Raw genomic sequence first — 23,349 nt, 5'->3', positions numbered from 1 at the left:
CCCGGCCGATATGCTCGGCCGAGACATAGCTCAGCGTGTTAATGCGGGTGACGGAGAATTGACGGCACTCTCGCGTCCCGGCGTCTTGACCGGGGTCGGTGCAGTTTGTGTGCCAGCACGCTTCAGTGCGGCATCGGGCTTGGCGTTGGCCGTTCCGGTACCTGTAAGACTGCGGCGCACATCGAGATTTCGCGACACCACCAGCACCACACGACGGTTTTTCGCTCGGCCTTCGGCCGTGGCGTTGTTGGCTACCGGCTGGAATTCGCCGTAACCCACCGACGCCAGGCGACCGGGATTCACGCCCTGCATCGCCAACATACGCACGATGCTCGCCGAGCGCGCCGAAGACAGCTCCCAGTTGGTTGGGTACTGCGCAGTGCGAATCGGCTGGTCGTCAGTAAAACCTTCGACGTGGATCGGGTTGTCGAACGGTTTGAGGATCGCCGCGACCTTGTCGATGATGTTGAAGGCGATGTCACTCGGCATGGCGTCGCCGCTGCCGAACAACAGGCTGGAATTGAGTTCGATCTCGACCCACAACTCGTTACCGCGCACGGTCATCTGGTTGGAGGCGATCAAGTCGCCGAAAGCGGCGCTGATGTCATCGGCGATGCTTTTCAGCGGATCACTGGCACCGGCGATACCGGCGTCGACCTGATCGGCATCCTTGACCAACGGCTTCGCCGGGGTCACGGTCTTGGGTCGTTCGTCGCCAATCGGAATCGGCTTGAGCGAGCGGTCGGAGTCGGTGAAGACGCCGATCAGCGCTTCGGAAATGACCTTGTACTTGCCTTCGTTGATCGACGAGATCGAGTACATCACCACGAAGAACGCGAACAGCAAGGTGATGAAGTCCGCGTAGGACACGAGCCAGCGCTCGTGGTTGACGTGTTCTTCCTGGTGGCGACGACGAGCCATGAGGTCAGTCCCTTAATCCATGAAGCCTTGCAGCTTCAACTCAATGGAGCGAGGGTTTTCACCTTCGGCGATCGACAGGATCCCTTCCAACAACATTTCGCGATAACGCGACTGCCGCAACGCGATTGACTTCAGTTTGGCCGCCACCGGCAGCAGGATCAGGTTGGCGCTGGCCACACCATAAATGGTGGCGACAAAAGCCACGGCGATGCCGCTACCCAATTGCGTCGGATCGGCAAGGTTGCCCATGACGTGAATCAGGCCCATCACCGCGCCGATGATGCCGATGGTCGGCGCGTAGCCGCCCATGCTTTCAAAGACTTTGGCCGCTTCGATATCGCGCGCTTCCTGGGTGTAGAAATCCACTTCAAGAATGCTGCGGATCGCTTCCGGCTCGGCACCGTCGACCAGCAGTTGCAGACCTTTGCGCGAGTAGCTGTCGGGTTCGGCGTCGGCCACGCCCTCCAGCCCCAGCAAGCCTTCCTTGCGGGCGGTGAGGCTCCAGTTGACCACGCGATCAATGCCGCCCGCCAGGTCGACTCGCGGCGGAAAGAAGATCCAGGCGAGGATCTGCATCGCGCGTTTGAACGCGCTCATCGGTGATTGCAGCAGCGCAGCACCGATGGTGCCGCCCAGTACGATCAGTGCCGCCGGGCCGTTGGCCAGCGCACCGAGGTGACCACCTTCAAGGTAGTTACCGCCGATGATGGCGACGAACGCCATGATGATCCCGATAAGGCTTAGAACATCCATCAGATACACGCCTCGACGATGTGCTTGCCGATATCGTCCAGACCGTACACCGCGTCAGCGAGATCGGCTTTGACGATGGCCATCGGCATGCCGTAGATCACGCAACTGGCTTCGTCTTGCGCCCACACCGAGCTGCCGCCCTGCTTGAGCAGACGCGCGCCCTCACGGCCGTCGGCGCCCATGCCGGTCAGCACCACCGCCAGAACTTTGTCACCGTAGGATTTCGCGGCAGAACCGAAGGTAATGTCCACGCACGGCTTGTAGTTCAGACGTTCATCGCCCGGGAGGATTTTCACCGCGCCACGGCCGTCGATCATCATTTGCTTGCCACCCGGCGCCAGCAGCGCGAGGCCCGGACGCAGGATGTCGCCATCCTCGGCTTCCTTGACGCTGATGCGGCAAAGCTTGTCGAGTCGCTCGGCGAACGCCTTGGTGAACGCCGCCGGCATGTGCTGGATCAAGACGATCGGTGCCGGGAAGTTGGCCGGCAATTGCGTCAAGACGCGTTGCAGGGCAACCGGGCCGCCAGTCGACGTACCGATGGCAACCAGTTTGTAGGCCTTGCGTTTCGGCGCGGACGACGATGCGCTGGCAGCCGAAGTGCGGGTGGGCGCCGGAGCAGGTGCCGGACGAGCCGGAGCGCTGCTGTGGCTGCTGAAGCTCGACGCCGCTGGCGTGGGTGTCGGCGCAGGCGCAGCCACCGGAGCCGGTGCGCTATAGCCACTGAAACGACGATTACTGCGCGAGATGCTGTGCACCTTCTCGCACAGCAGTTGCTTGACCTTCTCCGGATTGCGGGAGATGTCTTCGAAATTCTTCGGCAGGAAATCCACCGCGCCGGCATCCAGCGCATCCAGGGTGACCCGGGCGCCTTCGTGTGTCAGCGAGGAGAACATCAAGACCGGGGTCGGACAGCGCTGCATGATATGCCGCACAGCCGTGATGCCATCCATCATCGGCATCTCGTAGTCCATGGTGATCACGTCTGGCTTGAGGGCCAGGGCCTGATCGATCGCCTCTTTACCGTTGGTTGCCGTGCCGACAACCTGGATGCTCGGATCCGCAGAAAGAATTTCCGAGACGCGGCGGCGGAAAAAACCCGAATCGTCCACCACCAGGACTTTGACTGCCATAAACACTCCATAACGTGCAGCGGGACGTTATCGCCCCGCTGCCCCGGATTCAAATACGCCGTGCGGCGTAACGCTTGAGCATGCTTGGAACATCGAGAATCAGTGCAATGCGGCCGTCACCGGTGATGGTGGCGCCGGACATGCCCGGAGTGCCCTGCAGCATTTTGCCCAATGGCTTGATGACCACTTCTTCCTGGCCGACCAGTTGATCGACGACGAAGCCGATCCGCTGAGTGCCCACCGAAAGGATCACCACATGGCCTTCGCGCTGCTCTTCGTGAGCGGCGGAGCTGACCATCAAGCGCTTGTGGTAGAACAATGGCAGCGCCTTGTCCCGCACGATCACCACTTCCTGGCCGTCCACGACGTTGGTGGTCGACAGGTCGAGGTGGAAGATTTCGTTGACGTTGACCAACGGGAAAGCGAACGCCTGATTGCCGAGCATCACCATCAAGGTCGGCATGATCGCAAGCGTCAGCGGTACCTTGATGACAATCTTCGAGCCCTGGCCCTTGGTCGAGTAGATGTTGATCGAACCGTTGAGCTGGGAAATCTTGGTCTTCACCACGTCCATGCCGACACCGCGGCCGGACACGTCGGAGATCTCGGTCTTGGTCGAGAAGCCCGGGGCGAAGATCAGGTTGTAGCACTCGCTATCGCTCAGGCGATCGGCCGCGTCCTTGTCCATCACACCGCGTTTTACCGCGATGGCGCGCAGAACGTTCGGGTCCATGCCTTTGCCGTCATCGGAGATCGACAGAAGAATGTGATCGCCTTCCTGCTCGGCCGCCAGAACGACTTTGCCGCCCCGCGCCTTGCCTGAATCTTCACGCTCTTCCGGCGATTCGATACCGTGGTCGACAGCGTTGCGCACCAAGTGGACCAGCGGGTCGGCCAGGGCCTCGACAAGGTTTTTGTCGAGATCGGTTTCTTCGCCGACCAGTTCCAGGTTGATCTCTTTCTTGAGCTGACGCGCCAGGTCTCGAACCAGGCGTGGGAAGCGCCCGAAGACCTTCTTGATCGGCTGCATCCGGGTTTTCATCACCGCAGTCTGCAAGTCAGCCGTCACCACGTCGAGGTTCGACACGGCTTTGGACATGGCTTCGTCACCACTGTTCAGACCCAGGCGCACCAGACGGTTACGCACCAGCACCAGTTCGCCGACCATGTTCATGATTTCGTCGAGACGCGCGGTGTCGACCCGCACGGTAGTCTCGGCTTCGCTCGCCGGTTTTTCCGGTGGCGGTGCCGCTGGAGCGCGTGCAGGCGCTGGCGCAGCAGCCGCCGGTTTTGGCGTTTCGGCTTTCGGCTCGGGCTTGGCGGCAGGCTTCGGCGCAGCAGCGGCAGCGGCAGCGGCAGCGGCAGCGGCAGCCGGCGCTTTAGCGGCTGGTGTCGCAACGGCAGAAGTACTGCCCGCCGCGGCGGTGCCGACTTCAGTGAACTTGCCTTTGCCGTGCAATTCGTCGAGCAGCGATTCGAATTCGTGATCGCTGATCAGATCGCTGCCGGCTGCGGCGGCCGCCGGTGCGGCTGGCGCAGCAGGTGCCGAGGCAATGGCCGATTCCAGCGCATCAACGGCGAAATTGCCTTTGCCGTGCAACTGATCGAGCAACGCTTCGAATTCGTCATCGGTGATGTCCGAACTGTCGCCCGCCGCCGGTGCTGCCGGAGCAGCCGCCGCCGGTGCTACAGCGTCAGCCGCGAATTGACCTTTACCGTGCAACTGATCGAGCAATGACTCGAACTCGGCATCAGTAATTTCATCGCCGGCGGCCGCATCGACAGTTGGCGCAGGCGCCGCAGCCGCCGGGGCTTCGGCTTCAGCCTTGACGGCATTCAGCGAGTCCAGCAACTGTTCAAATTCGTTATCGGTGATGTCGCCCGAATCGCCTTCGACGACCAGTTCTTCGATCATCTCGGCCACGGGAGATGCCGGGGCTTCGTCCGCCGTTTGCGGCTCGGCCAGACGCGCCAGGGCGGCCAGCAGTTGCGGAGTGGCCGCCGTGATCGGCGCACGTTCGCGGACTTCGCTGAACATGCTGTTCACCGCGTCCAGTGCTTCGAGGACAACGTCCATCAGTTCTGCATCAACGCGCCGCTCACCCTTACGCAGGATGTCGAACACGTTTTCGGCGATGTGACAGCACTCCACCAGCTCATTGAGCTGAAGGAAGCCGGCGCCCCCTTTTACAGTGTGGAAACCGCGAAAAATTGCATTGAGCAGATCTGCATCATCCGGACGGCTTTCCAGCTCGACCAGTTGTTCGGACAGTTGCTCAAGAATCTCGCCGGCCTCAACCAGGAAATCCTGAAGGATCTCTTCATCGGCGCCGAAGCTCATTAATGGGGTGCTCCTACAGGTCTAAAAACCCAAAAAACCTAAAATTCCAAAACTCTAGAATCCAAGGCTGGATAACAAATCGTCCACATCGTCCTGACCGGACACAACGTCTTCTCGTTTATCGGCATGAATCTGCGGACCTTCACCCTGCGAGAGATGTTTTTGTGGATCTTTTTCTGCAAGCATCGCCTCACGGTCGTGTTCGATGCCCGCAAAGCGGTCCACCTGACTGGCCATGAGCACGAGTTTGAGCAAATTGCTTTCGACTTCGGTCACCAGTTGCGTCACACGCTTGATCACCTGACCGGTCAGGTCCTGGTAATCCTGAGCCAGCAGGATGTCGTTCAGATTGCCCGACACCGCACGGTTGTCCGTGCTGCTGCGCGACAGAAAACCGTCGACCCGGCGCGCCAGTTCGCGGAACTCTTCAGCCCCGACCTCGCGACGCATGAAGCGACCCCAATCGGCACTCAAGGCCTGGGCTTCGTCAGCCAGGCCATTGACTAGCGGTGTGGCGCTTTCCACCAGATCCATGGTGCGGTTGGCCGCGGCTTCTGTCAGCTTGACCACATAGCCCAGGCGTTCGGTGGCGTCGGTGATTTGCGACACTTCCTCAGCCTGCGGCATGTGCGGATCGATCTGAAAGTTGACAATCGCACTGTGCAGTTCGCGCGTGAGTTTGCCCACTTCCTGATACAGGCCGCGGTCACGGGTCTGATTGAGCTCATGGATCAGTTGCACAGCGTCGCCGAACCTGCCTTTTTCAAGGCTCTCGACCAGTTCGACCGCGTGTTTTTTCAGGGTCGACTCGAAATCGCCCTGTGAAGATTCGTTATGCTCCATAGCTCCCCCGCGCGTTCATCAGCCGATGCGTTCGAAAATCTTCTCGATTTTTTCTTTCAACGCCTGGGCCGTGAAAGGTTTGACCACGTAGCCGTTAACACCGGCCTGGGCCGCTTCGATGATCTGTTCGCGCTTGGCTTCAGCGGTCACCATCAACACCGGCAGGTGCTTGAGTTTTTCATCGGCACGCACGTGGCGCAGCAGGTCGATACCGGTCATGCCCGGCATGTTCCAGTCCGTTACCAGAAAGTCGATGTTTCCGCTGTTGAGCACCGGAATGGCGGTAATGCCATCGTCGGCCTCGACGGTGTTGGTGAACCCCAGATCACGCAGCAGGTTCTTGATGATCCGCCGCATCGTTGAGAAGTCATCAACGATGAGGATTTTCATGTTTTTGTCCAATTCGACCTCCAAGCAGTCTTAAACGCGCCCAGCACCTGGACGCGCCATTTCAATCATTCCGGCGTAGCACTCGAAGACTGTCTGGAACACAACGGAGCAAGACCGGTGCCGCTCATCACCGCACCGGCCTCGTTCGCAGTGTCCCCACACTGCCTTCAGCGCGCTCGCCACTCCCCCAAACGCCCCCGCAAACGGGCCGCGCACTGGCTGTGTAACACGCTGACACGCGATTCACTGACGCCAACGACGTCACCGAACTCCTTGAGGTTCAGCTCTTCGTCGTAGTACAGCGCCAACACCAGTCGCTCACGCTCCGGCAAATTGGCAATCGCGTCCGCCAACGCCGCCTGGAAGCGTTCATCTTCCAGATCGCGTGACGGCTCAAGATGAGCACTGGCGCCATCCTCGTGCAGCCCTTCGTGTTCGCCGTCCTGCAACAGGTCGTCGAAACTGAACAAGCGACTGCCCAGGGTGTCATTCAAAATCCCGTAGTAATCGTCGAGACTCAATTGGAGTTCGGCCGCAACCTCGTGATCTTTAGCATCACGGCCGGTTTTAGCTTCAATTGCGCGAATCGCGTCGCTGACCATACGGGTGTTGCGGTGAACCGAGCGTGGCGCCCAGTCCCCTTTGCGCACTTCGTCGAGCATCGCGCCGCGGATTCGAATGCCCGCGTACGTTTCGAAACTGGCGCCTTTGCTGGCGTCGTATTTGGTCGAGACTTCAAGCAGACCGATCATTCCGGCCTGGATCAGGTCCTCGACCTGCACACTGGCCGGCAGGCGTGCCAGCAAGTGGTAGGCAATGCGTTTGACCAGTGGTGCGTAACGCTCGATCAATTCGTACTGTGCGTCACGTGCCGATTTCTTGTAGTAGTTCATACCGCTGGCTGTCATATCACGGGCCCTGCTGTTTGCTGCACGAGGCGCTCGACGAAAAACTCAAGGTGCCCACGCGGGTTGGCAGGCAGCGGCCAAGTATCGACCTTCTGCGCGATTGCCTTGAACGCCAGTGCGCACTTGGAACGCGGAAAGGCTTCATAGACTGCACGCTGCTTCTGCACGGCCTTGCGCACGCTTTCGTCGTAGGGCACGGCGCCGACGTATTGTAGGGCCACGTCAAGGAAGCGATCCGTGACTTTGGTCAACTTGGCGAACAGGTTACGGCCCTCTTGCGGGCTCTGGGCCATGTTGGCCAGGACGCGGAAGCGGTTCATGCCGTAATCACGGTTCAACAGTTTGATCAGTGCGTAGGCGTCGGTGATCGAAGTCGGCTCGTCGCAAACCACCAGCAACACTTCCTGCGCCGCGCGCACGAAACTGACTACCGAGTCACCAATGCCCGCAGCGGTGTCTATCACCAATACGTCGAGATTGTCGCCGATGTCGCTGAAGGCCTGAATCAGACCGGCATGTTGCGCCGGGCTCAGGTGAACCATGCTCTGAGTGCCGGACGCCGCCGGCACAATGCGAATTCCGCCCGGGCCTTGCAACAGCACGTCGCGCAGTTCGCAGCGGCCTTCGATCACATCGGCCAGCGTGCGTTTGGGGGTCAGCCCCAGCAGAACGTCGACGTTCGCCAGTCCCAGATCGGCGTCCAGCAGCATGACCCGACGGCCAAGCTCTGCCAGCGCCAGCGACAAGTTCACTGACACGTTAGTTTTCCCGACGCCACCTTTGCCGCCGGTCACCGCGATCACCTGTACGGGATGCATGCTGCCCATGTTATTTCTTTACCTTGTCTTGCATAGACGGAGGCCACATTACTGGCTGCGCGTTCACAACCTGAACAATGCATGGCAGACCATCGATGTAGGTACAAAAACTGTTCATGAATACCTCAGCCTACCTGCTTGGTCGGGCTGTGATAGATATCAGCGAACATGTCAGCCATGGCTTCTTCGCTGGGTTCTTCCTGCATTTGCACGCTGACGGCGCGGCTGACCAGTTGATGACGGCGCGGCAGATGCAGATCATCCGGAATCCGTGGGCCATCGGTCAGGTACGCGACCGGCAATTCATGACTGATCGCCAGGCTCAACACTTCGCCAAGGCTGGCCGTTTCATCCAGTTTAGTCAGGATGCACCCGGCAAGCCCGCAACGCTTGTAACTATGATAAGCGGCGGTTAGAACCTGTTTCTGGCTGGTGGTTGCCAAGACCAGATAATTTTTTGAACGGATGCCTCGCCCGGCCAGACTTTCGAGCTGCATGCGCAGTGCCGGATCGCTGGCTTGCAGGCCCGCGGTATCGATCAGCACCACGCGCTTGCGCAGCAATGGATCCAGCGCCTGCACCAGCGACTGACCCGGGTCGACGTGCGTCACGGGCACGTTGAGGATCCGGCCCAAGGTCTTCAATTGTTCCTGAGCGCCGATGCGGAAACTGTCCATGCTCACCAGCGCAACGTTTTGCGCGCCGTACTTAAGCACATAACGGGCAGCGAGCTTCGCCAGCGTGGTGGTCTTGCCCATACCTGCCGGACCGACCATGGCGATCACCCCGCCTTCTTCCAGCGGCTCGACTTCCGGTACGGCAATCATCCGTGCCAGGTGCGCCAGCAGCATGCGCCAGGCCTGACGAGGTTCTTCGATATCGGTGATCATCGCCAGCAGGTCGCGCGACAACGGACCGGAAAGACCGATACGTTGCAGGCGACGATACAGGTTGGCTTGCGCCGGACGATTGCCTTGCAACTGATTCCAGGCCAGCGTGCCAAGCTGAACTTCCATCAGTTCGCGCAGGCTGTTCAATTCAAAACGCATCGAATCCAGTGCACGCGGATCGACACCGCCAGACGATTGCGCAGGTGCGGGTGCCGGACGCGCCGGGGCCGCATATGTCGGCTCGCTCAACGGTTCGGCAGCAGTCAGCGGCAAGCCGGCCGTCAATGGCAGCCCGGCGAACAACTGGCGATTGGTGTTGCCATCGGCTTCGCCGCGCATGCTCAACTCGGCCTGGGCAGTGACGATGCGCGACTGGGTCTTGCGCAGCTCATCTTCGAGTTCAATGTTCGGAACCCGCGGCGCCAGCGCCGACAATTTGTAATCCAGCGCCGCCGTCAGCTCGACGCCACCAGCAATGCGGCGGTTGCCAATGATGGCGGCTTCAGCGCCCAGCTCATCACGAACCAGCTTCATGGCCTGACGCATATCGGCGGCGAAAAAACGCTTAACTTGCATAAACCACTACCTCAGCCGTTGGGCCCTACTGTCGCAACGATCGTCACTTGCTTGTTGTCCGGAATTTCCTGGTAGGCCAGCACATGCAGCCCTGGGACGGCGAGGCGACCAAAACGCGAGAGCATCGCGCGGATCGGACCTGCTACCAACAGAATCACCGGTTGACCTTGCATTTCCTGGCGCTGCGCCGCTTCGATGAGCGAACGCTGCAGCTTCTCGGCCATGCTTGGTTCCAGCAGAACGCCCTCTTCCGAGCCTTGTCCTGCCTTCTGCAGACTATTGAGCAATATTTGTTCCAACCTTGGTTCCAAGGTGATCACAGGCAGCTCGGACTCAGTGCCTACAATGCTTTGGACGATGGCGCGCGATACGCCGACCCGCACAGCGGCCACCAACGCGGCGGTATCTTGACTCTTCGCGGCGTTGTTGGCGATAGCTTCGGCAATGCTGCGGATGTCGCGCACCGGTACGTGTTCGGCCAACAGCGCCTGCAATACTTTGAGCAGTTGCGACAGCGAAACCACACCCGGCACCAACTCTTCAGCCAGTTTCGGCGAACTTTTGGCCAGCAACTGCATGAGTTGCTGCACTTCTTCGTGGCCAATCAGCTCGCTGGAATGCTTGTACAGAATCTGGTTCAGGTGAGTGGCGACCACGGTGCTCGCATCGACCACGGTGTAACCCAGCGATTGCGCCTGCGCCCGCTGGCTGATTTCGATCCACACCGCTTCCAGTCCGAAAGCCGGATCTTTGGCGTTGATACCGTTGAGCGCGCCGTAGACCTGCCCCGGATTGATCGCCAACTCGCGATCCGGGTAGATCTCCGCTTCGGCGAGGATCACACCCATCAGCGTGAGGCGATAGGCGCTCGGCGCCAGATCGAGGTTGTCGCGGATATGCACGGTCGGCATCAGGAAGCCCAGATCTTGCGAGAGCTTTTTGCGCACACCCTTGATCCGCGCCAGCAATTGTCCACCCTGATTGCGATCCACCAGCGGGATCAGGCGATAGCCCACTTCCAGGCCGATCATGTCGATCGGTGTCACGTCATCCCAACCCAACTCTTTGGTTTCCATGGCGCGGGCCGGCGATGGCAGCAACTCTTGCTGACGCTTGACCTCTTGCAGCGCTTGAACCTTGGCGACATTTTGTTTTTTCCAGAACAGATAGGCGCCACCGGCGGCCAGCGCAGCCATGCTCAGGAACGAGAAGTGCGGCATGCCCGGCACCAGCCCCATGACCGCCATCAGCCCCGCTGCAACCGCCAGCGCTTTGGGCGAGGCGAACATCTGACGGCTGATCTGTTTGCCCATATCTTCCGAACCGGAAGCACGCGTCACCATGATCGCTGCCGCTGTCGATAACAACAGTGATGGCAATTGCGCCACCAAACCGTCACCGATGGTCAACAAGGCGTAAACCTTGCCCGCTTCGGCGAAGCTCATGTGGTGCTGGAAGATACCGACGGCCACGCCGCCAATGAGGTTGATGAACAGAATCAGCAGACCGGCGATGGCATCACCACGCACGAACTTGCTCGCACCGTCCATCGAACCGTAGAACTCGGCCTCCTGGGCGACTTCCGAACGGCGGGCCTTCGCCTGGTTCTGGTCGATCAGACCGGCGTTGAGGTCGGCGTCGATCGCCATTTGCTTGCCAGGCATCGCATCGAGGGTGAAGCGTGCGCTCACCTCGGAAATCCGCCCGGCGCCTTTAGTGACCACGACGAAGTTGATGATCATCAGGATCGCGAACACCACGATACCCACCACATAGTTACCGCCGATCACCACTTCACCGAAGGCCTGGATCACCTTACCGGCAGCCGCGTGGCCGTCCTGACCGTTGAGCATCACCACCCGCGTCGACGCCACGTTCAGCGCCAGCCGCAGCAAGGTCGCGACCAGCAGAATCGTCGGGAACACCGCGAAATCCAGCGGCCGCAGGGCGTATACGCAAACCAGCAGGACGACGATTGACAGGGCTATGTTGAAGGTGAAAAACACGTCCAGCAGGAACGGCGGCACCGGCAACATCATCATGGCCAGCATGACCAGCAGCAACAGCGGCACGCCCAGATTGCCTCGACTGAGATCGGCAACGTTCGAGCGAGCACTGTTGAGTAACTGAGAGCGATCCACCGGTTTTCCTCGTTCCTTTAAAGCAAACTTTTGACGCCCAGAGCGGGCTCACGGCGGCTACTGCAAGAAGCCTTCCAACTTTCACCAATGATTGAAACAGACGGGTTTTAACCGTGAGTTCTCTGCTGACCGAAGCAGCCCTTGCGCGAGCAAGCCCACAGTTGTTTTGCGTTGCGTCAGTTTTATCGAGACAGGCCGATCCGGCAGACAGATGAAACCTGGTAGAAACGAAGATCCAAAAGTGGGAGCGGGCTTGCTCGCGAAGGCGGCCTCACAGCCAACACATGTTTTCAGGCATAAAAAACCGCTGCCCCGGTCAATCGTGATGGCGGTTTTTTCGTTTCATCACAGCAAAGTCAGGAGTCGCGGTGTAAATCCGGCGGCATCGTCCAATCAACCTTGAACGGATCCGGGCGCCTGCCCATGCCTGCGCGGTCTTGGCGAGTCTGGTAGACGTAGGCCAGTACCTGACGCCTCAGGGACAGACCAGGTTTTCACCCGAACAATCGCCCGATTAGCAGGTAAATCCAAACGTCGCAGCTTTCGGCAGCGCCTACAGGGATCAATGCACTGCGCGTGAGTGACCGTCCGTCGCCACCTGTCAGATCTGACAGGTGCGTAATTAACCGTTTAGCGCTCTGATAGCTCCAGCCCATTCCCACTGCGCAGGAGTTTCGCTCATGACCACCTCAACCCCACCCGATAACACCGTCCTCGCGCTCGACCCACCCAAGGTAAACGGTGAAACCTACCCGGTCGAGGGCGCACAAATTGGTTTGTCGCTGGCGGCTTATGACCTAGTCAACGACGGTGAAGGTGCTGTGGTTCTTGTGGATCCCCCGCTTGTTGGCACCGTGGATCCCGGTGATGTACTGGAGTTGTGGCTCGAAAATGAGTCCGCCGTTCTGGACAGCGAGACCGTTATCGATCCCAATGCTCGAATGACTGTGCGCATCCCCAAAAACCGGCTGCTTCCACATCGTATTAACAACGTGTATTACACCTTCAGGCGCGGCAGCAACAATTTAGGCACCTCCGAGCCAATGCTCACCGTTCTCTACAACAAGATTCGCCCCGGCCTGAAGGATCGTCTGACCGAGCCCGATGGAGGTCACTCCGAACTCAAATTGCTGCTGCCCGACGCCATCAAAAACGGCGTCAGCCCGGACTTTGTCAGCGCCGAGGTGTGCGTGGCTTACCCTTATTGCCGGGCCTACGACGAGATCACCCTCAAATGCAACGGCGAAATCCTGCGTGTCGTTGTGGGCAAGGACCAGGCGCCCCAACCGCCCGATCACGGCTCTGAAACGCCCATCACCATTTGCTTCACCGTGGATCGCACCTACCTGGATAAAGCGAAACGCGAGGATCAGAAACTGCACTTTTCCTACACCGTCACCGACCAGATCGGCAACGGCCCGGACACCGATGCGCCGTGGTCACCACTACAGACCGTCGATGAGGATCTGGACGGCAAACGTTTGCCGATGCCGATTCTGCTGGAGCGCAAAGAGGACTATCCCGGTGATGACGCGAGCATCATCGATCTGGAAAAACTGGCGGGTAATCCGTTGCTGCTGGTTGTGATGACCAAAGACAACCGCTTTATGGCGGGCGACGAAATTATGGCGACCTATACCACTACAGGGCAAACCGACCCCGTGGTAGTCACCGGCAAAGTCGAAGAGGATCCCTTCCTTGGGAAACTGCCCTGTTTCCTTGAAGTGCCCAATGACAAGGTCTTCGCTGGCAGCAAGGTGACTGCGACTTATGTATTGCACAGGCCCAATGTGGGTCTGGTGGGGAGTTCCAACACAGCTACCGCAACAGTGACGGGGACAACACCGGTAGATCTAGAGCCGCCAACACTGCTGGCACCGGCGACCAACCCAGTTGATGTGTTGGCCTACGAAGAAGGCGTCACTGTGCGCGTCGAACACCTTTCGGCCTTTGCGGGTGACCAGGCTCAACTGCTGGAAGTTAACCCCCTACCCGACGCCAAACCCTTTCCGCTACTGACGTTCAACCAGAACAAACGCGCCAACTTTAAACTTGATCCAGCGTTTCTGGTGGCACGGCGCGGAACAACCATCAAATTGCGTTGGGAACTGATTCGTGGTGAAAAACCCGAAGGCGAGTCCCCGGATCTGGTGCTGACTATCCAGCCTATCGCCGAGGATGATCCGCGATTACCGACACCGAACATTGGAGGGGAAACGGGTGAGATGCTGGAAGTTCACACACTGGACGACAGTGCCCGGATTCTCGCGGAAAAATGGCCACTGCAGAAGGCAGGACAACCCATCTGGATAACCTGTAGAGGCTTTGACAAGAACGGGAATCCGATCAGCAAGGATGTTCGGTTGGGAGAACCGAATGAGTCGGCAGACGGGTTGTCGGTAAAAGCGCCGATTGAATGGCTGAAGGAACTCAAGGATGGAACTGAATTGATCACGGAATGGGCCGTTAATCTTGACGGCTCTCTTGATAAGGTCAAAGCGGTTTCCTTTTCCCCGCGGTTTTATACCGTGAAGAGCTTACATCCTTTCACCATAGAAACGGGCCTCATGGAGCTTAAGGGACTTAACATCAATGCGGACTTCCTTGCTCTGACCGGAACCCCTGCACCCGAAACTACGCAAACACGGGTACCAATCTCTGGAGATGGCGACTACTCCTATTTCTCCAGCGCTACTGATGTAGCGACAGTGAATGACAACGGGCTGGTCAGTGGTCTCAAAAATGGCAATGCAACTATTACCGTGCGGGAAAACAGCTCCCAGCGTGAAGTTTCGTTCCCCGTCAAAGTGCAAAATATTGTTCGTCTGGTCATGACTCCTACACATACCTACAGCATCAGCGCAGCTATTAACTGGATGAATTCAATTGGTGGATCGCCTGTTTCAAATGCAGCTATCGATGTGCTGAAAGTCAAATACAAGCCGCTTGTATCCAGCGCAGGCGGTTGGCTCTGCCGTAATGATGGATGTGGTGCCGGGCAGTACCTTTCAGTTGTAACCAATAATCCGAACGCATGGACCATTTCCTGTTTCACGGGCAACAACTCCCAAGCACATGGTTGGTGCCTTCTGCCTGGCTGAATTTGACGCATAACAAGCAGCACGCGTGCTCGATGCAAGAAAGGAAAATGGGACGTATTTATTTACCGCTAAACAAGCAACTAAATTAAAGATCACAGCCTGCGGCAACTCCAAATAAACTGGTGAGCTGCCGCAGGCTGCGATTTTTTGCTTTAAACGCAAGCGTTTAAATGACACGCAAAGATACGTAATCAGGCTACACGTTCTTGCGGAATTGCCTACAGCTACGCCAGAATCGGCCGGCTTGTGCGCTTTGGGAGTGGGTTCTACTGTTTGCCGGTCACTGACTAACAGTGATCGGGTTTAGCAGCTCGGCAATTTTCAAGGCACGCGAGTCCCGCTATTACAATATGGCGGCTTTGCGTGGGGCACTTCGGTGCGCCGGGATCCTTGAGCCTGGTCTGCTAACCCGCGTACAGCCGCCACCCTATCCGTTTAGCAGCGATGGATGACGGCTCCATTTTTCAAGGAGCTTCACCATGATCAAACCAACGCCAAACCCGCCCGAAACCGACCCCACCTCCCCCTACGAATCCCTCGATTCAAAAAAGCCCCACGAAGCGGCCGACCGCGCCCTCGATCACTACCTCTGCCCGCCCGGCTCCACCCCGCCGCCACGTAAAACCCGCAGAATGTACGCTGTGACCGCGGACTTCAAAAACGAGGAACTGCTGGCCGATGCTTGCGAAACCCTCGCTTCGGCCAAGACCATCGCCCATGACTTCGCCCATCTCATACCCGCGTCGCAGCGCAGAACGTTATTAGGCATTGCGCAACTGATCATGCTCGGGGAACTGGCGGTGAATCGGGTGCTGGATAATCTGGAGTTTCCGAACCAGTTCGGGCACTGATCGTTCCCACGCTCTGCGTGGGAACGCCTCAACGGACGCTCCGCGTTCGGCTCTAGATGGGACGCGGAGCGCCCCGGCTGCATTCCTGTGCTGCGCGTGGGAACGATCAAGCAACCTTCCAGTTTTTGCAGCGAAATGGAACAAACGAGGTTAACCCGTGGGTCTTCTACTAACGGCGAGCAAACTTTGCAGATACGGCGGAGTCAGCAGGACCTCATCAAGAGATTGCCAACCCCGCTCTACTTAAACTAAAAACGGAGGCGTGTGACTTCCTTCGTCTCTGCACTCACACGATCATATTCGACCGGCTTACCGACTTTGAAGTTCTGTTCGTGTTTGAGCTCTTCAGGGACCTGGAAGTAAAAACATCTGTCGTCAGGGTCACGCGGAACATTCATAGCAGGCGTTAAACGGTCCTTTTTTATTTTGAGGTATTCATCGTACGGTCCCGGATAAATAGTGCCCCTGCCAGTGTTTTCGTCGTAGCTTACGAATACACCCTTCAGCTCTTCACCTTCCATTTCATCTGCCATTTCCCTTCTCCTTTGCCATCGCAAAATAGGATACGCACCGAATGTGCGACACCACCCAGCAATCAAAACGCAAAAGCACGCTTCCCACACCTGTAAAACCTGACAGGTTAGACGCGCTTTCAGACGAAAGGTAAACCTCAGAAATCGCGCCACAAATCCGACGAACTCGAAAAATCGCTGGGATTTTTCAAGGAGAGTTCAAATATCACTCATAGAATCTTTCAGGGATCGATCACGTTGTTATCCAGACAGTCGCCCACTCTTTTGCCTTTTAAACTCTGGTGTTTAAAAGACATCTTCTGACACGCCTCCAAGGCTACAAATCCTTGCGCCATTGCCTACAGCCAAGCCAGAATCCGCCGGCTTGTGCGCTTTGTGCCGGGACTCTATCGTGGTCCGGTCGCTGACGAATCAGCGATCGGGTTTAGCGACTCGGACCAACTCAGTGCATCAGCGTTCGTGGCTTCGTTGTGGGACTCTTCGCCCGCAATTACGTTATGGCGGCTGTATGCGGGAGACCTTTGGGTCTACCGGTGTGCCTGAGACCGGTTCGCTAACCTGCGTACAGCTGCCACCTTCACCTGTTTAGCGACAGCGAAAGAGTGGCTCCATAAACTCAGGAGCTTCACCATGATCAAACCAACACCCAACCCACCCGAAACCGATCCCACCTCGCCCTACGAATCCCTCGATTCGAAAAAGCTCCACGAAGCGGCCGACCGCGCCCTCGATCACTACCTCTGCCCGCCCGGCTCCACGCCGCCGCCACGTAAAACCCGCAGAATGTACGCTGTGACCGCGGACTTCAAAAACGAGGAACTGCTGGCCGATGCTTGCGAAACCCTCGCTTCGGCCAAGACCATCGCCCATGACTTCGCCCATCTCATACCCGCGTCGCAGCGCAGAACGTTATTAGGTATTGCGCAACTGATCATGCTCGGGGAACTGGCGGTGAATCGGGTGCTGGATAATCTGGAATTGTCGAATTAGCAGGTTGCTGTGACAAGGTTTGATTGATGTGTGTTGGTTGCTGACGCTTTCGGGAGCAAGCCCCCTCCCACAGGTTCAGCGTTGTGAACCCAGACTTGTGATCGACACCACCCCCTGTGGGAGCGGGCTTGCTCGCGAAGGCTGCTTCACAGCCAACACCTGTATTCAGGCATAAAAAAACCGCCGCCCGGCTCAATCCGGACAGCGGTTTTTTGTTTCATGGCTCAACGGGGACAGGGCACCGTTTTGTATGAATGTGGTTCGTCCTTGCTTCACCCAGTAGTGCCCAAGCCCATCGAGTAGAAAGCAGTCAACTGGGGGGAGTGCGTCTGTTCACGACTTAGGTGCGTCAGGCGACAAAACCTATAGGAAGACTTTTTCATACCTGAATAAGCCTGGATTACACATAGATCAAAAGATCGCAGCCTTCGGAAGCTACCACTGAGGTTCATTTCAACGGTAGGAGTTGCCGTGGCTGCGATCTTTTGCTTTGAGCGCTGGTTACTGCGCGGTCAGAATCTGCTTGGGCGAAATATTACCGAAGGCGAGTTGTTTGCTATCAATGTACTGCGTACCCCGGAATATTGGCTGCCCGTCGACCTCAACGAAGTCCTCATCCATGTACATGAGCACGACCTTGGTCTCTGGCGCCTTGATCTGTGGAACCGCCGAATGGCCCTGCAGCAGATTGAGGGCCCAATGAAACTGAATAATTGGCAAATCACCTATTTCAATCTGGCTCGTGCCATCCAGTGACCGAAAGTCTTGCCGTGCCGTCATGCGTAGCTTGCGGCCGATCAACTCGAACACCGGCTTGCCATAACGCGCCTCCAAATCACGCCCCGTCGCCCATTGATCCATGTAATAGCCTGGCGAGGTAAACAGCTCGAACAACGCCTGGTTGTCGTGGATTTTCCCCGCAGCGTCAAACAAATAGTTGTAGGAGTAGTGATAAGCCAGACTGTAGAGCTCGGGCCTGATGGCGTTGATCGGATTATCGAGATAATCCGGGACATAAATATTGGCCATCTGCACAAAGTGGGTGAAGTCCAGATCCAGATCGAAGCTGACCGTGTACCGGATAGACCTTTCCTTCGGATTCGCCTCCAACCTCCCTGAAACATATTCCAGCGTCATGCCTTCGAGTTTTTTGTAGATTCGTTCTGTCATGATCGTGCTCTCTGCGCCGAGGGATTATTCCCGAATGCATGGCAGCGCAGCTGGAGGGTGGCGTCTACTGTCAGATCTGACAGGCAGACAGGGTTTTCAGACAGACGGTAACCGTCCGTCGTACAGCCGCAGACTACTTCAGCGGGCGATCTGGATTAATTCGTAGATTTGTTGCTTCTCCTCCCGCCGTTTTCGGTTCGTCAAACTCGACCGGATCGCCCACTTTGATTTTTTCACGATATTCGTCCATCAACGCAATACTGAACTTGTAGCCTTTGTCCGCAAGAAAAAAACCTGTTGCGGCAGCAAAAGAACTTCCCGAGCGCGTCGGGGTAATAATGCCTTTACCGGTTTTGGGGTCATAGCTGCTGAACGTACCTTTCATTGTCGTGCTCCCTTGCGTCTGCTCGAAACACCCGTATCGGGTACTGGGTGTTAACAAGCATCAAACTGCAAAAGCTCGACAAGCGCACCTGTCAGAGTTGACAGGTGACGACTGCATTCAGACAGACGGTAACCGTCAGGAATCACGCCGCAGATCCGGCGGAATCGGCAAATCGTCCTTGAGCGGATCCGGGCGTTTGCCCTTGCCGGCGCGGTGTTGGCGGATCTGGTAGACGTAGGCCAGCACTTGGGCGACGGCCAGGTACAACCCGCCGGGGATTTCCTGATCGAGTTCAGTGGAGTAGTAGATCGAACGCGCCAACCCCGGCGATTCGAGGAGCATGACGTTGTTGGCGACGGCGATTTCGCGGATCTTCAGCGCCAGGAAGTCACTGCCCTTGGCCAGCAGCACCGGCGCCCCGCCCTTTTCCGAATCGTATTTGAGCGCCACGGCATAGTGGGTCGGGTTGGTGATGACCACGTCGGCGTCGGGAATCGCCGCCATCATCCGCCGCTGGGACATTTCGCGCTGGGTCTGGCGGATGCGTTGCTTGACCTCCGGCCGCCCCTCTTGATCCTTGTGCTCGTCGCGCACTTCCTGCTTGGTCATCTTGAGCTTTTTCATGCTCTCGAAGATTTGCACCGGAACGTCAACCGCTGCGATCAGGATCAGCCCGCAGGCCATCCACAACGTGCTCCAGCCCACCAGCAAGACACTGTGAATGATTGCCTGGTCCAGCGGCTCATGGGCGATGCGCAGCAAGTCGTCGACATCCGATGACAACACCATCAGCGCCACCGCCAGCACGATGAAAAATTTCGCCAGCGCCTTGAGCAACTCAATGATCGCCTTCATCGAAAACATGCGCTTGAGGCCCGCGCCGGGGTTCATCCGGCTGAATTTGGGCGCCATGGTACTGGCGGAAAACAACCAGCCACCAAGGGCAATCGGCCCGATCAGTGCGGCCAGCAACAGGGTGATCATGATCGGCTGAATCGCGACCAGAGCAAGCTTGCCGGAATGCATCAGAAAGGCACCCATGGAGCGCTGATCCATGATCACTTCCCGCGAGAGCGAGAAGTTCATGCGCATCAACTCCATCAAGTCCTGCGCGAGCATGCCGCCGAAGACCAGCAAGGCACCGGCACCGGCCAACATCACCGCCAGGGTGTTGAGCTCCTTGGAACGCGCAACCTCACCCTTCTCGCGGGAGTCCTTTTTGCGCTTCTCCGTGGGGTCTTCTGTTTTGTCCTGACCGCTTTCGCTCTCAGCCATGACTCAGCGCGCCTGTGCCAGTTCGCGTAAAAACTGCAAAGCCTCAGCGGCCAGCGGTTGATACTGATTGAGAATATCCGCCAGCCCCACCCAGACAATGAACAGGCCGAGCACCAGGGTCAGCGGAAAACCAATGGAGAAGATATTGAGCTGCGGCGCAGCCCGGGTCATCACGCCGAAGGCGATGTTGACCACCAGTAACGCGGTGATCGCCGGCAACACCAGCATCAGCGCCGCCCCCAATACCCAGCCGAGTTTGCCGGCCAGTTCCCAGTAATGCGCCGTCATCAGACCGCTGCCGACCGGCAACGTGGTGAAACTTTCAGTGAGGACTTCGAACACCACAAGGTGGCCGTTCATCGACAGGAACAGCAAGGTCACCAGCATGGTGAAGAACTGCCCGATCACCGCCACCGAGACGCCGTTGGTAGGGTCGACCATCGAGGCGAAACCCATGCCCATCTGGATCGCGACAATCTGCCCCGCCACCACGAATGCCTGAAAGAACAGTTGCAAGGAAAAACCGAGGATAGCGCCAATCAGGATTTGCTCGGCGATGAGCAACAAGCCGCTCAGATCCAGCGCATGAACAGGGGGCATCGGCGGCAGGCCGGGCGCGATCACCACCGTGATCGCGAGCGCGAAATACAGACGGATACGCTTGGGCACCAGCGTCGTGCCGAACACCGGCATGACCATCAGCACAGCGCCTATGCGAAAGAGCGGCAACATGAACGCCGCCACCCAGGAACTGATCTGGGTGTCGGTCAGCTGAAGCAGCGATTGCATGGCTTAGCCGATAACCAGCGGGATGTTGTGATACAGCTGAATGATGTATTCCATGAAGGTCTGCACCAGCCATGGCCCGGTGACGATCAGCGTGACCAGCATCACCAGCAGGCGCGGGAGGAAGCTGAGGGTCTGTTCGTTGATCTGGGTCGCGGCCTGAAACATCGCCACCATCAAACCGACCAGAAGACTGGGAATCACCAGCACCGCGACCATCATCGTGGTCAGCCACAAGGCTTCGCGAAAGATGTCGACCGCTACTTCCGGCGTCATGGCGAGACACCTCCAAAACTGCTGGCCAGGGTGCCAATGATCAGCGCCCAGCCATCGACCAGTACGAACAGCATGATCTTGAACGGCAGGGAAATGATCAGCGGCGAGAGCATCATCATACCCATCGCCATCAGCACACTGGCCACGACCAGGTCGATGATCAGGAACGGGATGAAGATCATGAAACCGATCTGGAACGCGGTTTTAAGCTCCGAAGTGACAAACGCCGGTACCAGAATCGTCAGCGGCGCCTGATCAGGCGTGGCGATGTCGGTACGTTTGGACAGACGCATGAACAGCTCAAGGTCGCTGGAACGAGTCTGCGCGAGCATGAAGTCCTTGATGGGCACCTGCGCCTTTTCCACCGCTTGCTGAGCGGTGAGTTTTTCCGCCAGATACGGCTGCAAGGCATCGTTGTTCACCCGGTCGAACACTGGCGCCATGATGAACATCGTCAAAAACAGCGCCATGCCGGTGAGGATCTGGTTCGACGGCGTTTGCTGCAGGCCGAGGGCCTGACGCAGGATCGAGAAGACAATGATGATCCGGGTAAAACTGGTCATCAGCATGACGAACGCCGGAATGAAACTCAGCGCGGTCATGATCAGCAGAATCTGCAGGCTGACCGAATACTCCTGCGCGCCGTCGGCATTGGTGCCCAGCGTGATCGCCGGGATCGACAACGGATCGGCGGCCAATGCCAGCGGCGCAGCCAGCAACAGGGCCAGCGTCAAGACGATGCGTAACGCACCCATTACTTCTTATCCTTCTGATCCTTACCCAGCATCTTCAGCAGATGCTGGGCAAACTCCGGGGTCGCTTTCTCGGCAGTGCTCGGGACGTCCACCGGCTCCTTGAGTACATGCAGCGCAGTGATGGTGCCGGGACTCAAACCGAGCAAAATCTGCTCGTTACCGACCTGAACCAACATCAACCGGTCACGCGGACCGAGCGCACGGGAACCGATCAGCTCGATCACCTGCCCCTTGCCTGCCGGCCCCGCCTGTTGCACGCGGCGCAGCAACCAGGCAAGAACGAAGATCAAGCCCAACACCACCAGCAGCCCCAACACCAACTGCGTCAATTGCCCGGCCACGCCGCTGTTGACCATCGGTGCAGTGGCTGCAGGCACGGTGTTGCTGGCCGCCGGCTCGGCGGCCAGCACGCTCAAGGGCAGCGCCAGCAGAGCCCAGAGATACCTTTTCACTCAGCGCAGCTTCTTGATGCGTTCACTTGGGCTGATCACGTCGGTCAGGCGGATGCCGAACTTCTCGTTGACCACGACCACTTCACCGTGAGCGATCAGGGTGCCGTTGACCAGCACATCCAGCGGCTCACCCGCCAGACGATCGAGCTCGATCACCGACCCCTGGTTCAGTTGCAGCAGGTTGCGAATGTTGATGTCGGTACTGCCCACTTCCATCGAGATGGACACCGGGATATCCAGGATCACGTCCAGGTTCGGACCGTCCAATGTGACCGGGTCGTTATTCTTCGGCACGCTGCCAAACTCTTCCATCGTCAGACGGTCGGAGCTCGATGCGCCGGCATCAGCGGCCAGCAAGGCGTCGATGTCAGCCTGGCCGTCGCCAGTCTCTTCCAGGGCTGCTGCCCATTCATCGGCCAGTGCCTGATCGTCCTGGGCGTTCATATCGTCGTTCATCATTTGTCCTCGGCGGGCAAAAATTCAGCTAAATGTGTGGGGGTGAGAGCGCCGCTTCAGCGACGCTCGATGGGCTCGATTACCTGCAACGCGAGGTTGCCTTTGTGCGAACCCATCTTGACCTTGAAGGCTGGCACGCCGTTGGCGCGCATGATCATGTCTTCCGGCATTTCAACCGGGATCACATCGCCCGGCTGCATGTGCAGGATGTCGCGCAGCTTCAACTGACGGCGAGCAACGGTGGCGCCGATCGGTACGTCGACATCGAGCACGTCCTGGCGCAGGGCGTTGACCCAGCGTTCGTCCTGATCGTCGAGATCGGACTGGAAACCGGCGTCGAGCATTTCGCGCACCGGCTCGATCATCGAGTACGGCATGGTCACGTGCAGATCGCCGCCACCGCCATCGAGTTCGATGTGGAACGTGGAGACCACAATCGCTTCGCTCGGGCCGACGATGTTGGCCATGGCCGGGTTCACTTCCGAGTTGATGTACTCGAAATTGACTTCCATGATCGCCTGCCAGGCTTCTTTCAGATCGACGAACGCCTGCTCCAGCACCATGCGCACCACGCGCAGTTCGGTCGGGGTGAACTCACGCCCCTC

General features: G+C 58.1%; 23 protein-coding genes. 3 read left to right on the top strand and 20 right to left on the bottom strand.

Annotated elements, in window-relative coordinates; all coding sequences use genetic code 11:
• Positions 1-30: 30 nt before the first annotated feature.
• From motD to flhA, 10 genes are all read right to left on the bottom strand, one after another.
• Positions 31-921, bottom strand: coding sequence for a flagellar motor protein MotD (gene motD, locus ACIOU6_RS17505; protein ID WP_401138257.1), 891 nt, complete (start codon positions 919-921; stop codon positions 31-33).
• A 12-nt stretch (positions 922-933) separates the two neighbouring features.
• Positions 934-1,674: a flagellar motor protein gene (locus ACIOU6_RS17500; protein WP_095190692.1), complete on the bottom strand. Its 741-nt coding sequence runs from the start codon at positions 1,672-1,674 to the stop codon at positions 934-936.
• Entirely contained in the window at positions 1,674-2,807 is a 1,134-nt protein-coding gene (locus ACIOU6_RS17495; protein WP_401138254.1) for a chemotaxis response regulator protein-glutamate methylesterase, read from the bottom strand. Before ACIOU6_RS17495 ends, ACIOU6_RS17500 begins: the two co-directional genes overlap by 1 nt.
• 49 nt (positions 2,808-2,856) lie before the next feature.
• On the bottom strand, positions 2,857-5,148 hold the full coding sequence (locus ACIOU6_RS17490; protein WP_401138252.1) for a chemotaxis protein CheA: 2,292 nt from the start codon (positions 5,146-5,148) through the stop codon (positions 2,857-2,859).
• Positions 5,149-5,202: 54 nt separating this feature from the next.
• Complete coding sequence (locus tag ACIOU6_RS17485) at positions 5,203-5,991, bottom strand: protein phosphatase CheZ (RefSeq protein ID WP_221731958.1); 789 nt, start codon at positions 5,989-5,991, stop codon at positions 5,203-5,205.
• A gap of 18 nt (positions 5,992-6,009) precedes the next feature.
• The gene (locus ACIOU6_RS17480; RefSeq protein ID WP_221731959.1) at positions 6,010-6,381 is read right to left on the bottom strand and encodes a chemotaxis response regulator CheY; all 372 of its coding nucleotides are present in this window, start codon (positions 6,379-6,381) and stop codon (positions 6,010-6,012) included.
• A 167-nt stretch (positions 6,382-6,548) separates the two neighbouring features.
• Positions 6,549-7,289, bottom strand: coding sequence for an RNA polymerase sigma factor FliA (gene fliA / locus ACIOU6_RS17475; RefSeq protein ID WP_401138249.1), 741 nt, complete (start codon positions 7,287-7,289; stop codon positions 6,549-6,551).
• Positions 7,286-8,116, bottom strand: coding sequence for a flagellar synthesis regulator FleN (gene fleN, locus ACIOU6_RS17470; RefSeq protein ID WP_016771060.1), 831 nt, complete (start codon positions 8,114-8,116; stop codon positions 7,286-7,288). The genes fliA and fleN overlap by 4 nt, the downstream gene beginning before the upstream one ends.
• A 116-nt stretch (positions 8,117-8,232) precedes the next feature.
• Positions 8,233-9,573, bottom strand: coding sequence for a flagellar biosynthesis protein FlhF (gene flhF, locus ACIOU6_RS17465; protein WP_221731960.1), 1,341 nt, complete (start codon positions 9,571-9,573; stop codon positions 8,233-8,235).
• Positions 9,574-9,584: 11 nt separating this feature from the next.
• Positions 9,585-11,714, bottom strand: a complete 2,130-nt coding sequence (gene flhA / locus ACIOU6_RS17460; protein WP_221731961.1) for a flagellar biosynthesis protein FlhA — start codon at positions 11,712-11,714, stop codon at positions 9,585-9,587.
• Positions 11,715-12,394: 680 nt separating this feature from the next.
• Here flhA and ACIOU6_RS17455 point away from each other — a divergent pair.
• On the top strand, positions 12,395-14,815 hold the full coding sequence (locus tag ACIOU6_RS17455) for an Ig-like domain-containing protein (protein ID WP_401138246.1): 2,421 nt from the start codon (positions 12,395-12,397) through the stop codon (positions 14,813-14,815).
• Positions 14,816-15,294: 479 nt separating this feature from the next.
• Positions 15,295-15,666 carry a DUF6124 family protein gene (locus ACIOU6_RS17450; protein ID WP_401138243.1) on the top strand — a complete coding sequence of 124 codons (372 nt, stop codon included), beginning with the start codon at positions 15,295-15,297 and terminating at the stop codon, positions 15,664-15,666.
• Positions 15,667-15,914: 248 nt separating this feature from the next.
• Here ACIOU6_RS17450 and ACIOU6_RS17445 read toward each other — a convergent pair whose 3' ends face one another.
• Positions 15,915-16,199 carry a hypothetical protein gene (locus ACIOU6_RS17445; protein ID WP_401138240.1) on the bottom strand — a complete coding sequence of 95 codons (285 nt, stop codon included), beginning with the start codon at positions 16,197-16,199 and terminating at the stop codon, positions 15,915-15,917.
• Between the two features lie 630 nt (positions 16,200-16,829).
• On the opposite strand from ACIOU6_RS17445, the gene ACIOU6_RS17440 reads away from it, so the two are divergent.
• Positions 16,830-17,189, top strand: a complete 360-nt coding sequence (locus tag ACIOU6_RS17440; protein ID WP_401138237.1) for a DUF6124 family protein — start codon at positions 16,830-16,832, stop codon at positions 17,187-17,189.
• Between the two features lie 501 nt (positions 17,190-17,690).
• On the opposite strand, the gene ACIOU6_RS17435 is transcribed toward ACIOU6_RS17440, so the two are convergent.
• The 9 genes from ACIOU6_RS17435 to ACIOU6_RS17395 form a co-directional block, all read right to left on the bottom strand.
• A complete protein-coding gene (locus ACIOU6_RS17435) occupies positions 17,691-18,359 on the bottom strand; it encodes a hypothetical protein (protein WP_401138234.1) in 669 nt (222 codons plus the stop codon).
• Positions 18,360-18,492: 133 nt separating this feature from the next.
• Positions 18,493-18,744: a hypothetical protein gene (locus ACIOU6_RS17430; protein WP_401138232.1), complete on the bottom strand. Its 252-nt coding sequence runs from the start codon at positions 18,742-18,744 to the stop codon at positions 18,493-18,495.
• A gap of 135 nt (positions 18,745-18,879) precedes the next feature.
• On the bottom strand, positions 18,880-20,019 hold the full coding sequence (gene flhB, locus ACIOU6_RS17425) for a flagellar biosynthesis protein FlhB (protein WP_221731968.1): 1,140 nt from the start codon (positions 20,017-20,019) through the stop codon (positions 18,880-18,882).
• Positions 20,020-20,022: 3 nt separating this feature from the next.
• Positions 20,023-20,808, bottom strand: coding sequence for a flagellar biosynthetic protein FliR (fliR, locus tag ACIOU6_RS17420; RefSeq protein ID WP_221731969.1), 786 nt, complete (start codon positions 20,806-20,808; stop codon positions 20,023-20,025).
• Between the two features lie 3 nt (positions 20,809-20,811).
• Positions 20,812-21,081, bottom strand: a complete 270-nt coding sequence (fliQ, locus tag ACIOU6_RS17415; RefSeq protein ID WP_221731970.1) for a flagellar biosynthesis protein FliQ — start codon at positions 21,079-21,081, stop codon at positions 20,812-20,814.
• The gene (gene fliP, locus ACIOU6_RS17410; RefSeq protein WP_221731971.1) at positions 21,078-21,836 is read right to left on the bottom strand and encodes a flagellar type III secretion system pore protein FliP; all 759 of its coding nucleotides are present in this window, start codon (positions 21,834-21,836) and stop codon (positions 21,078-21,080) included. The genes fliQ and fliP overlap by 4 nt, the downstream gene beginning before the upstream one ends.
• On the bottom strand, positions 21,836-22,288 hold the full coding sequence (fliO, locus tag ACIOU6_RS17405) for a flagellar biosynthetic protein FliO (RefSeq protein WP_221731972.1): 453 nt from the start codon (positions 22,286-22,288) through the stop codon (positions 21,836-21,838). The genes fliP and fliO overlap by 1 nt, the downstream gene beginning before the upstream one ends.
• Positions 22,289-22,744: a flagellar motor switch protein FliN gene (gene fliN, locus ACIOU6_RS17400; protein ID WP_401138226.1), complete on the bottom strand. Its 456-nt coding sequence runs from the start codon at positions 22,742-22,744 to the stop codon at positions 22,289-22,291.
• A gap of 56 nt (positions 22,745-22,800) precedes the next feature.
• On the bottom strand, positions 22,801-23,349 hold a 549-nt coding region (locus tag ACIOU6_RS17395), incomplete at its 5' end, for a FliM/FliN family flagellar motor switch protein (protein ID WP_401138223.1).

The sequence above is a fragment of the Pseudomonas sp. NPDC087615 genome (assembly GCF_044743445.1).
In the GTDB taxonomy this organism is placed as follows: domain Bacteria; phylum Pseudomonadota; class Gammaproteobacteria; order Pseudomonadales; family Pseudomonadaceae; genus Aquipseudomonas; species Aquipseudomonas baetica_A.
This window is presented reverse-complemented; position numbering and strand designations above follow the sequence as displayed.